An 18045-nucleotide genomic window follows, 5' to 3' on the forward strand; every position below is an offset into this window, starting at 1 on the left:
GACAGCTCCCCCTCTCGAAATCGTCTGGCTGGTTCGGGACATTGCCGACCCAGGATTAGGGGAGCGACTGTGCAACAGGGCTGAATCCATTTGGAAGTAATTAAAAATTTACCCAGGCTAACTAACGAATATATGTAATCCGGCGCCTCGCGGCGCCGCCCGACGCACTTGATTGATCTCGGTCAGCAGGACGCCCAAAGGTCCTCTCTACTCTGGCGCCTCCATCGGCCAGGGACGGCTTTCGGAACGGCCGGCCCCGCTTCATCCTCAAGGAAGAGTCGCTATGCAATCGCTGAAGATCATTCTGCTGTCCACCGCCTTCAACGGTCTCACCCAGCGTGCCTGGCTGGACCTGCGCCAGTCCGGCCATCGTCCCAGCGTGGTGCTGTTCACCAACGAAGAAGACGTTTGCCGGCAGATCGAACAGGCGGACGCCGACCTGGTGATCTGCCCCTTCCTCAAGGACCGGGTGCCCGAGCAACTGTGGCGCCACCCGACCCGCCCGGTGATCATCATCCACCCGGGCATCGTCGGCGACCGCGGCGCCAGCGCCCTGGACTGGGCCATCAGCAACAACCTCGAGCGCTGGGGCGTCACCGCCCTGCAGGCGGTGGAAGAAATGGACGCCGGGCCGGTCTGGTCCACCAGGGAATTCAAGGTGCCGGCGCAGGTGCGCAAGTCCGAGCTGTACAACGGGCCGGTGGCCGACGCGGCGATCTACTGCATCCGCGATGTGGTGGAAAAATTCGGCAGCGACTTCGTCCCTGTGCCCCTGGACTACAGCCAGCCGCAGGTGCGCGGCCGCCTGCAACCGAACATGAAACAGGACGACCGCAGCTTCAGCTGGCACGACAGCGCCGCCTTCATCAAGCGCTGCATCGACGCCGCCGACGGCCAGCCCGGGGTCCTGGCCAGCCTCGCCGGCGGGCAGTACTACCTGTATGACGCGCACCTGGATAGCCGCAGCGGCATCCCCGGCGAACTGCTGGCGGTGCACGACGATGCGGTGCTGGTGGCCTGCGGCGACCGCAGCCTGTGGATCGGCTCCCTCAAGCGCAAGGCCCGGCCGGGCACGGAACACTTCAAGCTGCCGGCCCGCCATGTGCTGGCCGGCCAACTGGACGGCGTGCCTCACCTGCACTGGTCGGTCGCCAGCGAGCCGTTCAGCGACGAGGCCTACCAGCCGATCCGCTACCGCGAGTCGGGCCACGTCGGCGAGCTGACCTTCGAGTTCTACAACGGCGCCATGAGCACCGAACACTGCCAGCGCCTGGTCAGCGCGCTGCAATGGGCCAAGGCCCGGGACACCCAGGTGCTGCTGATCAAGGGCGGACGTGGCGCGTTCTGCAACGGCGTGCACCTCAACGTAATCCAGGCCGCGCCGGTGCCGGGCCTGGAAGCCTGGAACAACATCCAGGCCATCGACGACGTCTGCAAGGAGCTGCTCAGCGCCCGCCAGCTGGTGGTCAGCGGCCTCACCGGCAATGCCGGGGCCGGCGGCCTGATGCTGGCGCTGGCGGCCGACGTGGTGCTGGCCCGGGCCAATACCGTCTACAACCCGCACTACAAGAGCATGGGCCTGTACGGTTCGGAATACTGGACCTACAGCCTGCCCCGCGCGGTCGGCCAGGCCATGGCGCACAAGCTCACCGACCAATGCCTGCCGATCAACGCTTTCCAGGCCCTGCAGATGGGCATGGTCCAGGAAGTCGGCCCGCGCTGCCCCGACGAGTTCGGCCTGTGGCTGCTGCAGCGGGCCAACGCCGTGCTGACCGAACCGAAATACCAGGCCCTGCGCGAGCGCAAGGCCAACGCCGACCCACAACTGATGCAGCACTGCCGCAACGCCGAGCTGGAACAGATGCACCTGGACATGGTGCAGAACCGCCACGGCTTCGCCGAGAAATGCGCCGGCTTCGTCTACAAGCGCAAGACCTGCTGCACGCCGCAGCGGTTGATCGAGGACTGGGCCGTGCCGCAGCCGGATACCTTGAGTGCCTGACCGGCCCGCTTCCTTCGGGCTTGATTGCCAGCCTGCACCGCGGTGTCTCAAGGCTCCGTGGTGCGCAAAACGAGACTTTCGGTCGCGACGGCGACATAAGCCTCACGCACATTGGATCCTATCTGCCAGCATGGTTATGCTAGCGTCCATCGACCCCCTCCCGCCGCTCATCACTATTTGCCCAAAACTATGCCCACCCACAACCAGCTGCATTGGCTACATCTGTCAGATATCCACTTTCATAAAAAAACCGCCTGGTCAGACAGCCATGCACGCCGCAAGTTACTGGAGTTCCTGACTCAAAAGTTCCGGGACGGCAAACTGCCCAAACCACAGTTGATCTTCTGCACGGGCGATATCGCTTTTGGGCAGACGCCAGACTGTCCAATGCCTGAGCAGTACCAGCCGGCCAAGGACTTCTTCGACCAGTTGCTTGCCTGTTGTGGCCTGGAGCGGGAGCGACTGTTCGTCGTACCGGGCAATCATGATGTGAACCGCAAGAAAGTCCTCGCGGGCCAGCAGCACCACCTGCGGACCATGGCCAAAGCCTCCATGCGGCACACACAGGAAATCAGCTCCCGCTTTGACAGCCTGTCGGCAGAGTTCACGGCGGACATGAAGCGGATGGAGGACTATGGCGTCTTTACCGCGCAGTACCTGCCGCATCTGCATGACCCCGTGCGACACCTCTATGCCCGACAGATCGATCTGAGCGGTATCAAGGTTGGCATCGCCGGCTTCAACTCCGCATGGAGTTGCTACGACAACGACGATAAGGGGCAAATGTGGCTTGGGGCGGATTGGCAGTTCAACCACATGAGCAGCGCCCTGGAAGGGGCTGACCTGAAGATTGGCCTGATTCACCATCCCCGGGATTGGTTCAATCAGGCCGAAATCGAGATCATCAAAAAACGCAAGGCCCATGACTTCCAGTTCTGGCTGCATGGGCATAGTCACAACCCCTGGCTCGATCCCGGGCAACGCCTGATCAAACTGGAAGCAGGCGCCATAGGTGCCGAGACCGATGACCAGTTCGGCTTCAACCTGGTCAGCCTCGACCTGCAGCAGGGTAGCGGGGTCGCCCATCTGTTCGAATACAAGAATGGCTGGAAAGTACAGACGGTTGCCGATATGGCACCGGACGGGCTCTGGCCTTTCGAACATTCGGTGCGCACGGCCCCGGTTTCATCTGTCGCGGTCCCGGGCAGCGTAGAAGCACCGCCATTATCAGTGCCGGACAATCTACCGTCCGATGACATCCCAAAACCGCCGGAATTGTTTGGTCGCGACAAGCTGATCTCCACCCTCACCGCCACGCTCAAGGAAAAGCCATCCATTGCGTTGTACGGCTTGAGTGGTAATGGCAAGACAACCCTGATCAAGGCGCTGCACCGACAAGCAGCCTTTCAAGGAACGGTCTTTGTGGACATTCACTCAAGCCGCCAGATGACGGTGGGTGAGCTTTTTCGTCGCCTGCTGGATGCGCTGAATAACCGACGGGAAGATCCGCTTCCACCCAGCGGGAGCATCGAGGAACAGGCGCAAGAACTTAAACGGCTTTATCCCCATGCCCAGAATGCGTTCATCTGGATCGACGGTGCCCACCTGCTGCTCGAATCGTCGGGCTGGCGCAACCCCGAGATTCGCACACTCCTGACAGCCCTGTCGCAGGCATTCCCCGACTGGAAGTGGGTCTATGAGTTGAGCGAAAAACCGGAAGAAGGCAGTTTTGGTCGCGACTGTGCGCTACAGGAGATACCCGGGCTCGACCGGGCAGGCTTGGCTTCCCTTCTGGCAGCCAAGGCACCTCAAGAGCAGAGAGCTGAGTGGACGTATACCGGCAATAACTTGAGAGCACTCTACCAGTGGCTGGGTGGAGGACAAGGCGGCACTGCCCATACCTTGGCAATCGAGTTGCTCGCCACTATCGCGGCAGAAAAGCAAAGCTCTCCCCTGGCGGTCTATCAAAACCTTCGTCATGAAGTCATCGAGCGCCTGGACGAGAAACTGCTCGGCATCATTCACGATGAAATACTCGGCGATGCAGAGCAAAGATTGCTCAAGGTCCTGGCGCTTTACCGTAATGCGATTCCACAGGACCATGCCGACTATCTGGAGGACCGCCTGGGTATCCAGGACGCCTGGCAGAACCTGAGAAGGCGCGGCCTGCTGCCTCTCGACAACAACAAAGATCACTACCTGCATGGTTTCATCGCCAGTTGGACGCGGCAGAAAAAACTGGCGCTTAAAGACATCGAACTCACTCCCGACTACGCAGAAAATATCCCGGCAGAAGTAGCGGACATGCACCTGTTGATCGCCCATTGCTGGCAGCGCCAGATCGGGCGTCAGAAAGAGCAGATCAACTTCCAGCGGGCCAATGAAAGCTTCTACCACCTGTTGTGTGGCAACGAACTGGGAACCATCGAGGAGTGGGTCGATCATCTCACCGGGAAGGAAACCGGCTGGAGCAACGAGGCCCTGTGGGCCATCTACCACCGTCGCCGCGATGCAGGTGAGTCGACTGAACGACAGCAGGAAGTCCTGCAGTTGCTGACCAATATTCACCCTCGCGAGCACAAGGCCCAACGTTTTCTGGGCGAATGCCTGCAGAAGACCCGGGGAAACAGCTGCAATGAAGCCTTGCAAGCCTTTGAAAAGGCATTGGAGCTCAGTCCGCAATTTCCGCCCTACCTGGCTAATCTCGGCAAACTCCTCTTGGGGCGAGGCACGAGTGGGGCTGAAGAGTTTCTAGCACGACTTGAGAAGCACCAGAAGGCCTACCCTGAAGCCATCAACAACCATGTCCAGTCCATCCAGAACCGTTGCCAAAAGCTCGTAGGAGATCCAAATGAGGCCACACTTCAGCGCCGCCAAGCCATAGAGGACGGTAGTAGGAACCCTGCGTTCTACACCGAAGAGGCCAAATACCAGTTGGAGCAATGCAATGATGCCAACGAGGCTTTGCGCCTTTTGGATCTTGCCATCAAACGCCAGTGCTCCAACGATCACAGCTTAGCCATCCGGAACAAAGTCCTCGAGAATCTGGATCGTGGCCCAGAAGCCTCTGCTCAACGTCGTCAGGCCATCAACAACGGCAGTAAGAATCCCGCGTTCTACAACGACGAAGCCAGATACCAGTTGGTGCAACGCAATGATGCCAATGAAGCATTACGCCTTTTGGACCTTGCCAGCAAACGCCAGTGTTCCAACGATTACAGCGTATCCATCCGAGGCACGGTACTCGAGAAACTGGATCGTGGCCCAGAAGCCTCCAAATCACGCATGACCAGAATCGAAGCAGGCACTCGCGACCCCGTGCTCTACGCTGATGAAGCAATCTACCAACTGGAAAAGCTCAATGATCCTGAAGAAGCCCTACGCCTATTGGACCTAGCTTGCATGCGCGACTGCAATGATCACGTAACTCAAAACATTCGGCGCATCGTACTGCTGCGTAGAAATCAGCGCTGAAACAACAACGCCACCAGCGCCGTCCAGCCGGTCTGGTGGCTGGCCCCCAGGCCGCGGCCGGTGTCGCCGTGGAAGTATTCATGGAACAGCAGCAGATCCCGGTCCCGGGGATCGGCCTGCAACTGCGCGTAGGCGCACATCGATGGGCGGCGCCCGTCCTCGTCGCGCAGGAACAGGCGGGTCAGGCGCTGGCTCAGGCTGTCGGCGACTTCCTCCAGGGACGCCAGGTAGCCGGACCCGCTGGGGTATTCCACCGAGAAGTTGTCGGCGTAGTAGCGATGAAACTCGCGCAGCGACTCGATCAGCATGTAGTTGATCGGCATCCACAGCGGCCCGCGCCAGTTGGAGTTGCCGCCATACAGCCGTGAGTCGGAATCGGCCGGCGCGTAACGGGCGCGCAACTGATGACCGTCGACCTGCAGGGCGAAGGGGTGTTCGGCGAAGACCCTGGACAGCGAGCGGATACCGAACTCGGAAAGAAACTCCGCCTCGTCGAGCATGCGCTTGAGCAAGTCCTTGGTGCGCTCGCCGCGCAGCAGTGCGAGCAACAGGCGATTGCCCTGCCCCGGCTCGTTCCAGCGCGACACCAGGCTGGCCAGGTCCGGCCGATGGTGCATGAACTCCAGCAAACGCTCACGCAGCCCCGGCAGGCATTCGTGTTCATGCTGCTCCAGCACCTGCACGGCGAACAGCGGCATCAGGCCGACGATGGAGCGCAGGCGCAGCGGTTCGTTGCCACCGTCGGGGCGATGCAGCACGTCGTAGAAGAACCGGTCCTGCTCATCCCACAGCCCTGTGTCGCCGTTGTCCAGCCGGTTGATAGCGCCGGCGATGTACAGAAAGTGCTCGAAGAACTTCACCGCGATGTCCACGTACACCGGGTTGCGCCTGGCCAGTTCCAGGGCAATGCGCATCAGGTCCAGGGCATAGGCCGCGACCCAGGCGGTGCCGTCGGCCTGGTCCAGGGTGTAGCCCGGCGGCAAGGGCGCCGAGCGGTCGAACAGCCCGATGTTGTCGAGGCCGAGGAAACCACCCTGGAACAGGTTGCGCCCTTCGGCGTCCTTGCGGTTGACCCACCAGGAGAAGTTCAGCAGCAGCTTGTGGAAGATCCGTTCGAGAAAGTCCATGTCGCCCTGGCCGGTCAGGGCTTTTTCCCGCTGGTACACCCGCCAGCTGGCCCAGGCATGCACCGGCGGGTTGGCGTCGTCGAAGCGCCACTCGTAGGCCGGCAACTGCCCGTTGGGATGCATGAAGCGGTCTTTGACCAGCAGCAACAGCTGGTGCTTGGCGAAGCCCGGGTCGATCAAGGCCAGGGCCACCGCCTGGAAACCCAGGTCCCACGAGGCGTACCAGGGGTATTCCCAGGTGTCGGGCATGGCCACGATGTCGAAGTTCGCCAGGTGCCGCCAATGGCTGTTGCGCAGATGGGCGTGTGACGCCGGCGGCGCGGGCTGGCCAGGGTCGCCATCGAGCCAGCGGTTGACGTCGAAATCGTAGAGTTGCTTGGACCACAGCAGCCCGGCCAGGGCCTGGCGCTGCACATTGCGTGCGTCGGCATCGGCGATGCCCTGTTGCAGCGCGGCGTAGAACGCGTCGGCCTCGGCCCGCCGTTGTTCGAACAGGCGCCGGGCGCTGACCTGGGGCGAGCCAGCCGGAGCAAAACGCAGGTATACGCTTTTGCTCTCCAGCCCGGCCAGCTCCAGGGTGAAGTGGGCGGCGGCGCGGGTTCCGCCGTCGCGGGCAATGGCGCTGGCGGAACCTCCCAGCAGGTAGTCGTTGATCCCATCCTTGAACGGACCGGGCGCGGCCAGGCCATCGAGTCTCGGGAAGTTGGTTTCGTTGTTGCAGAACAACCACTCGCAACGCTCCGGCCCCCAGGCGCTGACCTGCATCGGCGAGCACCGTGGATGCCGGGCCAGCAATTGCTCGCTCTCCAGGCGCAAGCTCGGCTTGCGCGAGTCGCCGCCCCAGCTCCAGGTATTACGCGCCCATACCTGGGGCAAGACCCGCAAACGCGCCGGCTGATGAAAACGGTTGTGCACCGTGACCCGCATGAAGATGTCGTCGACCGCGTGCTTGGCGTATTCCACGGTCACGTCAAAGTAGCGATCGTCCTCGAATACCCCGGTGTCGAGGATCTCGTACTCGGTATCGTCCAGGCCGCGCCGGGCGTTTTCCCGCAGCAGGTCCTCATAGGGAAAGGCCGCCTGCGGGTATTTGTAGAGCATGCGCATATAGGCATGGCTGGGCACGCCATCGAGGTAGAAATACAGCTCCTTGACGTCTTCGCCGTGATTGCCTTCGGCGTTGTTCAGGCCGAACAGGCGCTCCTTGAGAATGCTGTCGCGCTCGTTCCACAGGGCCAGCCCCAGGCACCAGTGCTGGGCCTTGTCGGAGAACCCCGCCAACCCGTCCTCGCCCCAGCGGTAGGCACGGCTGCGCGCATGGTCGTGGGGCAAGTAGGCCCAGGCATCGCCATCGGCGCTGTAGTCCTCGCGCACCGTGCCCCACTGCCGCTCGCTCAGGTACGGCCCCCACTCGCGCCAGGGTTCGCAGGCCTCGCCATTGAGGCGCTGGCCTTCGACCGTTTCGAGGATGCTTGCCGCCGCTGCTGCCGTCATGGGGGTGTCCGTGAGCCATGGAGGTGAAAGCCAGTGTAGGGGCTGGTGGCGCCGGCGGCCCATGACAAATGTTTCATGGTGCGAGGCGCCAACAGCGACTCTTTGTCGCACAAAGCCCGTGATAGAGCCTTCGGCTTAAATTTCCGGCAAGACGCTCGTTATACTCGGCAACCCTTTTGTGCAAACGCGGTACCCACGATGTTCAGCGACAACACCCTCCTGGCGAGCCTTGTGCTCTGTGTATTGGCCCTGCCGGCACAGGCCGAAGGCCTGGACCTGAGCTACCCGATGCCCGCCCTGGCAGAGGCAACGGCTGGCTCTGCAGCAGAGCAGGAGCCGACGAAATTCCACCTGGAGTTCAAGGCACCGATCACCCTGGAGCACGCCTGCAGCGGCCCCCAGTGCAATTACGAAACCGACCCGAGCCAGCGCCATGAGCCGGAAACAGTGAACCGATGGTCGGTCGGGGTCAACTGAGCCGCTTCTTTCCGCGACGCCTATAAGGCGCCCATCACCCAGGTCCTCCCGCAGGCAGAAGCTTGGCTAGGCTATAAGCATGCCCCGTGAATGCCTGGGAGGTCCGATGAACCGCACGATCCTGAGCCCTTTGAGCCTGGCCCTGGCCCTGTTGGCCGGCTGCGCCAGCCCGCCCGAAGTCATCGACAAGGAAGCGGCGACCATCGCCGAAGGCGTGCTGGCCTTTCGCGATATCTGCCTGAAGTCCGCGCCCTCCTTCGCCGGGGCCGACAGCGCGGCCAAGGCCTATGGCATCGCCAGGCTGGACAATGCCGGGTATGCGCGGATGGGGCTCAGGCCGGACCACAGCCTTGGGGTCCAGGTACAGAAAGGCAAGCAATGCGCGGTGACCACGCCGTCACAGCGGGACAAGACCCTGACCGCGCAATTTCTCAAGCTGGCCGAGCAGTTCTCCAGCACCCCGGTGGCGCAGCACCTGCCGGCGAAAATCACCCTCGACCAGCAGACCTTCCTGCTGATGCACGACCGGCGCGGCGGCGAGGCCTATGTGATGTTGAAGCAGCCCTGAAGCGCAGCGTCTTCATTCAGGCGGCGACAGGTGCGCATAGCACACCGGCGAACTGCCCTCGCCCTGGCGGTCCAGCTCGTCCTCCAGCCACTCGGCCAGCACCCGGGCATTGTTGTGCGCTTCATCGTGGGCCGAGTACACCAGGGTCAAGCGGCCTTTCTGCGCGCGTTCCAGCAACGCCCACCAATGCTCGGGGCGGGCCGCCAGTTCCTGGCGGTAACGGCTGCGGAAGGTGGCGAAATCCAGCTCGCCGGACTTGAAGGCACGGCGCAATCCGCTGGACGGCGCCAGGTCTTTCAACCACTCGTCCAGCGGCAACCGGTCCTTGCGACAGTTGCGCGGCCACAGGCGGTCCACCAGCACCCGATAACCGTCGTCGGGGCTCGCCGGCTCGTAGGCGCGTTTGCACAGAATCATGATTTCCTCCCGTCTATGGCAGCGCATGGCCTGCCATCAGCTTAGTGGCTGGACACAGGATGGAGGACCTTCGGCAAGCGCCTCGTCGCCACTCGTCCTGATTCTGATTACGACCCTCCCACATCGAAAACGACAGCTCGCCCCCAGGACGATTGACGCAGCGGGCCCAGCCCTATTAAGTACTATTTATCCGCATTAATACGATAAATCGAAAACATGCTCAAACGACCTGTTCGCCGCAAACGCCAGAAGCTTTCCGACGTGATTGTCGAGTCGGTCAAGCGTTCCATTGTGATCAACGCCCTGCGTCCCGGCGATCGCTTGCCGACCGAGCGCGAGCTGATGGAAAGCTTCCAGTGTTCCAAGGGTTCGGCCCGCGAAGCGCTCAAGGCGCTGGAGGTCGAAGGGCTGGTCAACACCCGCACCGGCCCCAGCGGCGGCGCCTACCTGAACCAGGCCGGCACCGAGCCGGCGAGTCGCGCCCTGCGCAATTACCTGCACTTCCAGCAGATGGACGGCGAGCAGGTGTACCAGCTGCGCAAGGTCATCGAAGTGGAGCTGGCGGTGTCGGTGATCGGCCGCCTGAGTGCTGACGATTTTGCAGCGCTGCAGGCCAATATCGACTTCTGCAGCGCCCCGGAAGACAGCGAGGCCGGCCAGCGCGAACAGCGCATCGCCGAGCTGGAATTCCACAACCTGCTGGGCCGAGCCTGCCCCAACCCGCTGCTGAGTTTCATGGCGCAGTTCCTCAACGACCTGCTGCGCGACCTGGTGGTGCTGAAGAAGGCCTACAAGCCCAAGCGCAAGCAGTTCGACGCCGCCAACCTCGATTACCACAAGCGCCTGTTGCTGGCCTTCAAAGCCGAGGACGAAACCGCGGTACGCCAGCTGATGCACGAACACATGTGCGACGCCGAACACCATATGAGTGCCCTCGAGGGCGAGGTCACCCAACACTTCCTGCTGGAGTTCGACCACCACCATTGATAACCGCCGCACCCGCCACACGCCGCTTCGCCAATAACAAAGCCTGAACACAGGCTGCTGCGCCGTTTTGCCATTGCCACTCCTGCCAATAACTAAACCAGGGAGTTACCCCATGCAGCGTCGTACGTTGTTGAAAGCCAGTCTGACCGTTGCCGCAGGCCTCAGCCTTCCGCTGGGGGTGCGCAACGCCTTTGCCGCCGAACCCTTTACCTTCTACGGGCTCAAGTCGATGTCCGGGGCCTTCGCCAGCTACGGCAAGTTCGCCGACATGGGCTCGCGCCTGGCGGTGGAACAGTACCCGACCCTGCTCGGCCGCCCGCTGAACTACAAGGTGATCGACACCGAAGGCAACGCCGGCAAGGCGGTGCGCAAGGTGCAGGAGGCGATTGCCCAGGACGGCGCGCGATTCTTCCAGGGCTGCACCCTGTCGTCTTCGGCGCTGGCGGTAGCCAAGGAGGTGGGCAAGGTCAACGGCGTGTTCATGACCCCGGTGGGCGCCGACGAAGTCACCGGCAAGGACTGCAACGCCTCGACCTTTCGCTGGTCGGTGCCGACCTACGGCGCCATTCGCGAAACCATGGTGCCGCTGATCAAGCGCCTGCCCGAGGCCAAGCGCTGGTACACCATCACCCCGCAATACGTATTCGGCGAAGCCCTGCTGGAAGGCGCCAGACAGGTCTGCACCGAGCATGGCATCGAGCACGTCGGCAACAGCTATCACTCGTTGCAGGAACAGGAATTCTCCGGCTACCTGACCAACGCCATCGCCGCCCAACCCGACGTGCTGGTGCTGCTCAACTTCGGCAGCCAGTCCTCCAACGCCCTGCGCCAGGCGGTCAACTTCGGCATCAAGGAACGCATGAAAGTGCTGCTGGTGTGGTCCGCCGGGCTCGACCAGTTCCAGGAACTGGGCAGCGACGTGCTCGAAGGCGTCTACCTCGGCGCGCAGTACTGGCACCAGGTCGACACCCCGCTCAACCGCGAGCTGGTCAAGCTGACCCAGGCCAAGTACGGCATCAACCCCACCTACCCGCTGGCCGCCGACTACATCGGCACCCGGATCATGCTCGACACCATAGTCGCCACCGGCAGTTTCGACGGCGCGACCGTGGCCAAGGCCATGCAAGGCCTGACGTACCAGGGCCCGACCGGCGAGGAAAGCATCCGCGCCGGCGACCATCAGGTGATCAAGGATTACTACCTGCTGCAGGGCAAGGCCACGGCCAACATGCGCGACAAGGACGACCTGGCCGAAGTGCTCAGCTCCGGGCGCTCGTTCCCGGATGTCGGCGCCACCGGCTGCAACCTGGCCTGACCCCGACCGACCTTTTCATCGCTGGCTAGAGGCAGCGGGCCGCCCGAAGACAGTCGCCGGCCCCCTGTCGAGGATACCCGCATGCTCAATCTTTACCTGTTCCAGATCCTCAACGGCCTCGGCCTGGGGATGATCTACTTCCTGATCGCGGTGGGCCTGACGATCATTTTCGGCCTGCTGAACTTCGTCAACTTCGCCCACGGCGCGTTCTTCCTGCTCGGGGCCTACATCTGCTACACCGCCGTCAGCCTCACCGGCAGCTTCTGGCTGGCGCTGCTAGTCGCGCCGCTGGTGGTCGCGGCCCTGGCCTGGGCCATCGAGCGATTATTGATCCAGCGCATCTACCACCTGCCCCACACCTTCCAGATCCTGGTGACCCTGGGCATCGCGCTGATCATCCAGGAAGCCAGCGTGCTGATCTGGGGCCCCGTCGGCAAAAGCGTCGCGGTGCCGGAACTGCTGCGCGGCGTGCTGATCGTCGGCGACTTCGTCTACCCCTACTACCGCCTGTTCCTCATCGTCTTCTCGGCGCTGGTCGGGCTGGCGCTGTGGCTGCTGCTGGAGCGCACGCGCTTCGGCGCCCTGGTGCGCGCCGGCAGCGAAAGCACCGAGACCGTATCGCTGCTGGGCACCAACATCTTTCGCCTGTTCTCCATGACCTTCGCCCTCGGCGTGGCCCTGGCCGGGATCGCCGGGGTGCTGTTCGCCCCATTGCGTGGCGCCCAGCCCTTTGTCGGCCCGGAAATCCTCGGGGTGGCCTTCGTGGTGGTGGTGATCGGCGGCATGGGTTCGTTCAGCGGCGCGCTGGTAGGCGGCCTGCTGGTGGGCGTGGTGCAGAGCCTGATGACCACCCTCTGGCCGCAAGGCGCCAGCCTGATGATCTACGGCGCCATGGCGGCGGTGATTCTGGTCCGTCCCTACGGCCTGTTCGGGAGAGCATGAACATGAGCGAGAAAAACCCCCTGCCGTTCGCCAAGACCCAGTCGCGCGCCCTGCCGTGGCTGGTGGTCGCGGTACTGATCGGCCTGCCGCTGGTACTGCCGTCGGCGACCCTGGCCACCGAGATCCTGATCTTCGCCCTCGCGGCGCTGGCCTGTAACCTGCTGCTGGGCTACACCGGTCTGCTGTCGTTCGGCCAGGGCATCTTCTTCGGCGCCGGGGCCTACTGCGCCGCGCTGCTGATGATCCACCTGCAGCTGGGCCTGTTCAGCGCCCTGTTCGGCGCGGCCCTGGTGGGCGCGCTGCTGGCGTTGCTGGTGGGCGCCCTGGCAATCCGGCGCACCGGCATCTACTTCGTGATGCTGACCCTGGCCTTCAGCCAGATGGCCTACTTCATCGCCTACACCCTGAGCGACTGGACCGGCGGCGACAACGGCCTGCTCAGCGTGCCGCGCCCGGAGATCCGCCTCGGCGACACCGTGCTGCTGTCGCTCGGCGACGCGCGCTACTTCTACGCCTTTGTCGCAGTGCTGTTCCTGCTGATCTTCATCGGCGCCCGCCGGGTGATCGCCTCGCCGTTCGGCAGCACGCTGATGGCGATCCGCGAGAACGAAACCCGCGCCGCCGCCATCGGCTACGACACCCGGCACTTCAAGATCCTGGTGTTCATGCTGTCCGGCGCGGTCACCGGGATCGCCGGGGCGCTGTACGCCATGCTCCTGCATTTCGTGCCGCTGTCGAACATCGACCTGGCGATGTCGGAAAACATCCTGATCATGACCATAGTCGGCGGCACCGGCTCGCTGTTCGGCTCCCTGCTGGGCGCCGGTTCCATCGTGCTGCTCGGCGAGTTCCTGTCCGACCTCTGGCCACGCTGGCTGATGCTGCTGGGGATCATCCTGATCCTGGTGGTGGTGTTCATGCGCGGCGGTTTGTGGGGCGGCTTGTCGAGCCTGTGCGAACGCATCCGGGGGCCACGCAAGGCGGCCCTGCCGACCGAGGAGAAACTGTCATGACGCAGTACCTGCTGCAAACCCAGGACCTGGAGCTGGCCTATGGCGCCTTCCACGCGGTCAACGGCGTCAACCTGAAGGTCGAGGCCGGCACCATCCACACCATCATCGGCCCCAACGGCGCCGGCAAGACCAGCCTGTTCCACTGCCTGACCGGCGAACGCCAGGCCACCGCCGGGGCGATCCTGTTCAACGGCAAGAACATCATCAAGAAACCGGCCCACGGCCGGGTCGGCCTGGGCATGGCCCGTTCGTTCCAACTGACCAGCCTGTTCCAGAACCTCAGCGTGCGGGAAAACCTGCGCCTGGCCGCCCAGGGCCGCGATGGCCTGGCGGCGCTGAACTTCTGGCGCCACGTCGACAGCCGCCGCGAACATCTGGAGATGGCCGACCAGGTGCTCGAACGCCTGCAACTGACGGCACGCGCCGACACCCTCGCCGGCGAACTGTCCCACGGCCAGCAGCGGGTGCTGGAAGTCGGCATGTCGATCTGCTCCAGGCCGAAACTGCTGATGCTCGACGAGCCGACCTCCGGCATGGGCATCGACGACATCCCGATCATGACCCAGCTGATCAGCGACCTGGGCCGCGACCACACGGTGCTGCTGATCGAACACAACATGAGCATCGTCATGTCCATCAGCCAACGCATCACCGTCATGAGCCACGGCCAGATCCTGGTCGAGGGCACACCGCAATTCGTCCGCGCCGACGAGCGCGTGCGCAGCGCCTACCTGGGAGAAGCCGCCTGATGCTGACCGTCGAGAATATCCATTCCTACTACGACAAGAGCCACGTCCTCGAAGGCGTCTCGCTGCAGGTCGACGCCGGCGAGCTGGTGACCCTGCTGGGGCGCAACGGCGCGGGCAAGACCACGACCCTGCGCAGCATCCTCGGGATCATCTGCCCGCGCCAGGGGCAGATCCGCTTCAACGGCCAGGAGCTGGTGGGCAAGAAGATCTTCGAGATCGCCCGCCAGGGCCTGGCGCTGGTGCCGGAACACCGCGGCATCTTCCGCCTGCTCAGCGTCGAGGAAAACCTGCGCATCGCCCAGCGCAAGAGCAGCCGCTGGCAGCTGGAGGATGTCTACGGCATGTTCCCGCGCCTCAAGGAGCGGCGCAAAAACGCCGGCCACGCGCTGTCCGGCGGCGAGCAGCAGATGCTCGCCATCGCCCGTGCCCTGCTCAACGATCCCAAGCTGCTGATTCTCGACGAACCCACCGAAGGCCTGGCCCCGGTGATCGTCGACGAGCTGGTGAAGATCCTGCGCAAGATCAAGGACGACGGCCTGCCGGTGCTGCTGGTGGAACAGAACCTGATGGTCTGCGACAAGCTCGCCGACCGCCATTACGTCCTCGAACAGGGTCGCGTGGTCTACCAGGGCAGCGCCGCCGACTTCCGCGCCGACCCGAGCATCAAGAACCGCTACCTGGCCCTGAGCGCCTGAGGGGAGAGATGAAATGAACCGTCCGATTGTGTCCGTACCCCCGTTGCAAGACAGCACCCCGCTGGTCAACCGCGAACGCCTCTGGCAATCGCTGATGGACCTCGCGCAGCTGGGCGCCACCGCCAAGGGCGGCGTGTGCCGCCTGGCCCTGACCGACCTCGACCGCCAGGCCCGCGACCTGTTCGTGCACTGGTGCGAAGAGGCCGGGTGCAGCGTCAGCATCGACGGCATCGGCAATATCTTCGCCCGCCGCGCCGGGCGTAACCCGCAGCTGCCGCCAGTGATGACCGGCAGCCATATCGACACCCAGCCCACTGGCGGCAAGTTCGACGGTTGCTACGGGGTGATGGCCGGCCTGGAGGTGATCCGCACCCTCAACGACCTCGGCCTGCAGACCGAGGCGCCGATCGAGGTGGTGGTCTGGACCAACGAAGAAGGGTCGCGCTTCCCGCCGTGCATGATGGGCTCGGGGGTGTTCGCCGGTAAGTTCGACCTCGACGACACCCTGCGCAAGCAGGACGAACAGGGGCTGTCGGTGGGCAGCGAGTTGCGACGCATCGGTTATGCCGGCTCGCGGGCGGTGCTCGGCCATCCGGTGGGCGCGTATTTCGAGGCGCACATCGAACAGGGCCCGGTGCTGGAAGACCGCCAGACCACCATTGGCGTGGTCATGGGCTGCCTCGGCCAGAAGTGGTTCGACCTGACCCTGACCGGGGTCGAGGCCCATGCCGGGCCGACGCCGATGCACCTGCGCAAGGATGCCCTGGTGGGCGCCGCCCAGGTGATCGGCGCGGTCAACCGCATCGCCCACGAGCAACAGCCTCACGCCTGTGGCACGGTCGGCTGCCTGAGCCTGCACCCGGGCTCGCGCAACGTGATTCCCGGCCAGGTGCAGATGACCCTCGACCTGCGCCACCTGCATGCCGACAAACTGCAAGCCATGGTCGACGAGGTGCGCCAGGTGATCGAGGACACCTGCCAGCAGCACGGCCTGGGCTTCGAACTGACCCCCACCGCCGATTTCCCGCCACTGGACTTCGCCCCCGCCTGCGTCGCCGCGGTACGCCAGGGCGCCGAACAGCTGGGCCTGAGCCATATGGACATCGTCAGCGGCGCCGGGCACGACGCGATCTTCATCGCCGAGCTGGGCCCCGCCGGAATGATCTTCGTGCCCTGCGAAGGCGGCATCAGCCACAACGAAATCGAAAACGCCGCGCCCCAGGACCTGGCCGACGGTTGCGCCGTGTTGCTGCGGGCCATGGTCAACGCGGCGCAAGCAGGAGCGACGGCATGACCCGACACCGCGAAATCGCCGAGATGAGCGGCGTCGAACTGCTCGCCCATTACCGTGACAAGCGCCTGTCGCCGGTGGAAGCGACCGAGGACGCCCTGGCGCGCATCGAGCGCTTCAACCCGCAGGTCAACGCCTATTGCCATGTCGACCCGCAAGGCGCGCTGGACGCGGCAAAAGCCTCCGAGCAGCGCTGGTTCAAGGGCCAGCCCTGCGGTGCGCTGGACGGCGTGCCGGCCTCGATCAAGGACCTGACCCTGACCCGTGGCATGCCCACCCGCAAGGGCTCGAAAACCACCTCCGCCAGCGGCCCCTGGGACGTCGATGCGCCCTTCCCGGCCTTTATGCGCAACGCCGGCGCGGTGCTGCTGGGCAAGACCACCACCCCGGAGTTCGGCTGGAAAGGCGTGACCGACAACCCGCTGTACGGCATCACCCGCAACCCCTGGGACACCCGCACCACCGCCGGTGGCTCCTCCGGTGGCGCGGCCGCCGCGGCCGCGCTGAACCTCGGCGTGCTGCACCAGGGCAGCGATGCCGGTGGTTCGATCCGCATTCCCTGCGCCTTCACCGGCACCTTCGGGATCAAGCCGACCTTCGGCTACGTGCCGCAGTGGCCGGCCAGCGCCATGACTATCCTCTCGCACCTGGGGCCGATGACCCGCACCGTCGACGATGCGCTGCTGATGCTGCAAACCGTCGCCCGCCCGGATGCCCGCGACGGCCTTGCCGGGGCCCCACGCAGCACGCCCTGGCTGCCGCAGAGCACTGACCTCAAAGGCCTGCGTATCGCCTACAGCGCCGATTTCGGCTACGTGAAGGTGCAGCCACAGGTGGCGCGGGTGGTGGCCCGGGCGGTGGAACGCCTGGCGCAACTGGGCGCCCACATCGAGCAGGTCGACCCGGGGTTCAGCGACCCGCTGGAGCTGTTCAATACCCTGTGGTTCGCCGGCGCCGCGCGGCTGGCCGGGCAACTGAGCCAGGAGCAACGCCAGCAGCTCGACCCGGGCCTGCTGCGCATTGCCCGGCAGGGTGAAGGCATCAGCCTTCACGACTACACCCTGGCCCTGGAAGCCCGCGCGGCGCTGGTGGCGCACATGGCCGGGTTCCACAGGCGCTACGACCTGCTGGTCTCGCCCATGCTGCCGCTCACCGCCTTCGCTGCCGGGCACAACGTGCCACCGGGTTCCGGCCTGGGCGAATGGATGGAGTGGACGCCCTTCAGCTACCCCTTCAACCTCACCCAGCAACCGGCCGCGTCGGTGCCGTGCGGCTTCGCCGAGGACGGCTTGCCGGTGGGCCTGCAGGTGGTGGGGGCGCGGTTTGCCGATGATCAGGTGCTGCGCCTGTGCCGCGCTTATGAGCAGGCGTTCCCGAGCCCGCATCCGCAGGCGCCGCGGATCAAGGACTGACAGCGCTTGTGAGGGGCATCGCTAGCGACGCCCTTTTTGACTACCGCTCGATGCCCTTGGGCCGCTGCCGAGCCTCGCCGGC

14 protein-coding genes are annotated in these 18045 nt (G+C 64.2%); 12 read left to right on the forward strand and 2 right to left on the reverse strand.

Going from position 1 to position 18045, the window contains the following annotated elements:
• Positions 1-283: 283 nt before the first annotated feature.
• Together AC3RCP_RS20050 and AC3RCP_RS20055 are read left to right on the forward strand one after the other, a co-directional pair.
• Positions 284-2002, forward strand: a complete 1719-nt coding sequence (locus AC3RCP_RS20050; RefSeq protein WP_492571001.1) for a hydrogenase maturation protein — start codon at positions 284-286, stop codon at positions 2000-2002.
• 189 nt (positions 2003-2191) lie between these two features.
• A complete protein-coding gene (locus AC3RCP_RS20055; RefSeq protein WP_101338411.1) occupies positions 2192-5476 on the forward strand; it encodes an AAA family ATPase in 3285 nt (1094 codons plus the stop codon).
• On the opposite strand, the gene AC3RCP_RS20060 is transcribed toward AC3RCP_RS20055, so the two are convergent.
• Positions 5467-8097 carry an MGH1-like glycoside hydrolase domain-containing protein gene (locus AC3RCP_RS20060; protein WP_492571000.1) on the reverse strand — a complete coding sequence of 877 codons (2631 nt, stop codon included), beginning with the start codon at positions 8095-8097 and terminating at the stop codon, positions 5467-5469. The genes AC3RCP_RS20055 and AC3RCP_RS20060 overlap by 10 nt on opposite strands.
• Positions 8098-8295: 198 nt before the next feature.
• Here AC3RCP_RS20060 and AC3RCP_RS20065 point away from each other — a divergent pair, with 198 nt between their 5' ends.
• Positions 8296-8574, forward strand: a complete 279-nt coding sequence (locus AC3RCP_RS20065) for a hypothetical protein (RefSeq protein ID WP_492570999.1) — start codon at positions 8296-8298, stop codon at positions 8572-8574.
• A gap of 106 nt (positions 8575-8680) precedes the next feature.
• Positions 8681-9142: a hypothetical protein gene (locus tag AC3RCP_RS20070; RefSeq protein ID WP_101338413.1), complete on the forward strand. Its 462-nt coding sequence runs from the start codon at positions 8681-8683 to the stop codon at positions 9140-9142.
• 12 nt (positions 9143-9154) lie between these two features.
• On the opposite strand, the gene AC3RCP_RS20075 is transcribed toward AC3RCP_RS20070, so the two are convergent.
• Positions 9155-9559 (reverse strand): DUF488 domain-containing protein, encoded by a 405-nt coding sequence (locus AC3RCP_RS20075; RefSeq protein ID WP_101338414.1) that lies wholly within the window; start codon positions 9557-9559, stop codon positions 9155-9157.
• 216 nt (positions 9560-9775) lie between these two features.
• On the opposite strand from AC3RCP_RS20075, the gene AC3RCP_RS20080 reads away from it, so the two are divergent.
• The 8 genes from AC3RCP_RS20080 (at position 9776) to AC3RCP_RS20115 (ending at position 17963) form a co-directional block, all read left to right on the forward strand.
• Positions 9776-10546 (forward strand): FadR/GntR family transcriptional regulator, encoded by a 771-nt coding sequence (locus tag AC3RCP_RS20080; protein ID WP_085534255.1) that lies wholly within the window; start codon positions 9776-9778, stop codon positions 10544-10546.
• A 112-nt stretch (positions 10547-10658) separates the two neighbouring features.
• A complete protein-coding gene (locus AC3RCP_RS20085) occupies positions 10659-11861 on the forward strand; it encodes an ABC transporter substrate-binding protein (protein WP_492570998.1) in 1203 nt (400 codons plus the stop codon).
• 81 nt (positions 11862-11942) lie between these two features.
• Entirely contained in the window at positions 11943-12803 is an 861-nt protein-coding gene (locus tag AC3RCP_RS20090; protein WP_009044477.1) for a branched-chain amino acid ABC transporter permease, read from the forward strand.
• A gap of 2 nt (positions 12804-12805) precedes the next feature.
• Entirely contained in the window at positions 12806-13816 is a 1011-nt protein-coding gene (locus tag AC3RCP_RS20095; RefSeq protein WP_087091542.1) for a branched-chain amino acid ABC transporter permease, read from the forward strand.
• Positions 13813-14565: an ABC transporter ATP-binding protein gene (locus AC3RCP_RS20100; protein ID WP_085534251.1), complete on the forward strand. Its 753-nt coding sequence runs from the start codon at positions 13813-13815 to the stop codon at positions 14563-14565. Before AC3RCP_RS20095 ends, AC3RCP_RS20100 begins: the two co-directional genes overlap by 4 nt.
• The gene (locus AC3RCP_RS20105) at positions 14565-15260 is read left to right on the forward strand and encodes an ABC transporter ATP-binding protein (RefSeq protein ID WP_007932342.1); all 696 of its coding nucleotides are present in this window, start codon (positions 14565-14567) and stop codon (positions 15258-15260) included. The genes AC3RCP_RS20100 and AC3RCP_RS20105 overlap by 1 nt, the downstream gene beginning before the upstream one ends.
• Before the next feature lie 13 nt (positions 15261-15273).
• Entirely contained in the window at positions 15274-16554 is a 1281-nt protein-coding gene (locus AC3RCP_RS20110) for a Zn-dependent hydrolase (RefSeq protein ID WP_492570997.1), read from the forward strand.
• On the forward strand, positions 16551-17963 hold the full coding sequence (locus tag AC3RCP_RS20115; RefSeq protein ID WP_101338417.1) for an amidase: 1413 nt from the start codon (positions 16551-16553) through the stop codon (positions 17961-17963). The genes AC3RCP_RS20110 and AC3RCP_RS20115 overlap by 4 nt, the downstream gene beginning before the upstream one ends.
• The last annotated feature ends 82 nt before the right edge of the window (positions 17964-18045 follow it).

Source organism: Pseudomonas sp. GW822-FHT05A08 (assembly GCF_058800485.1).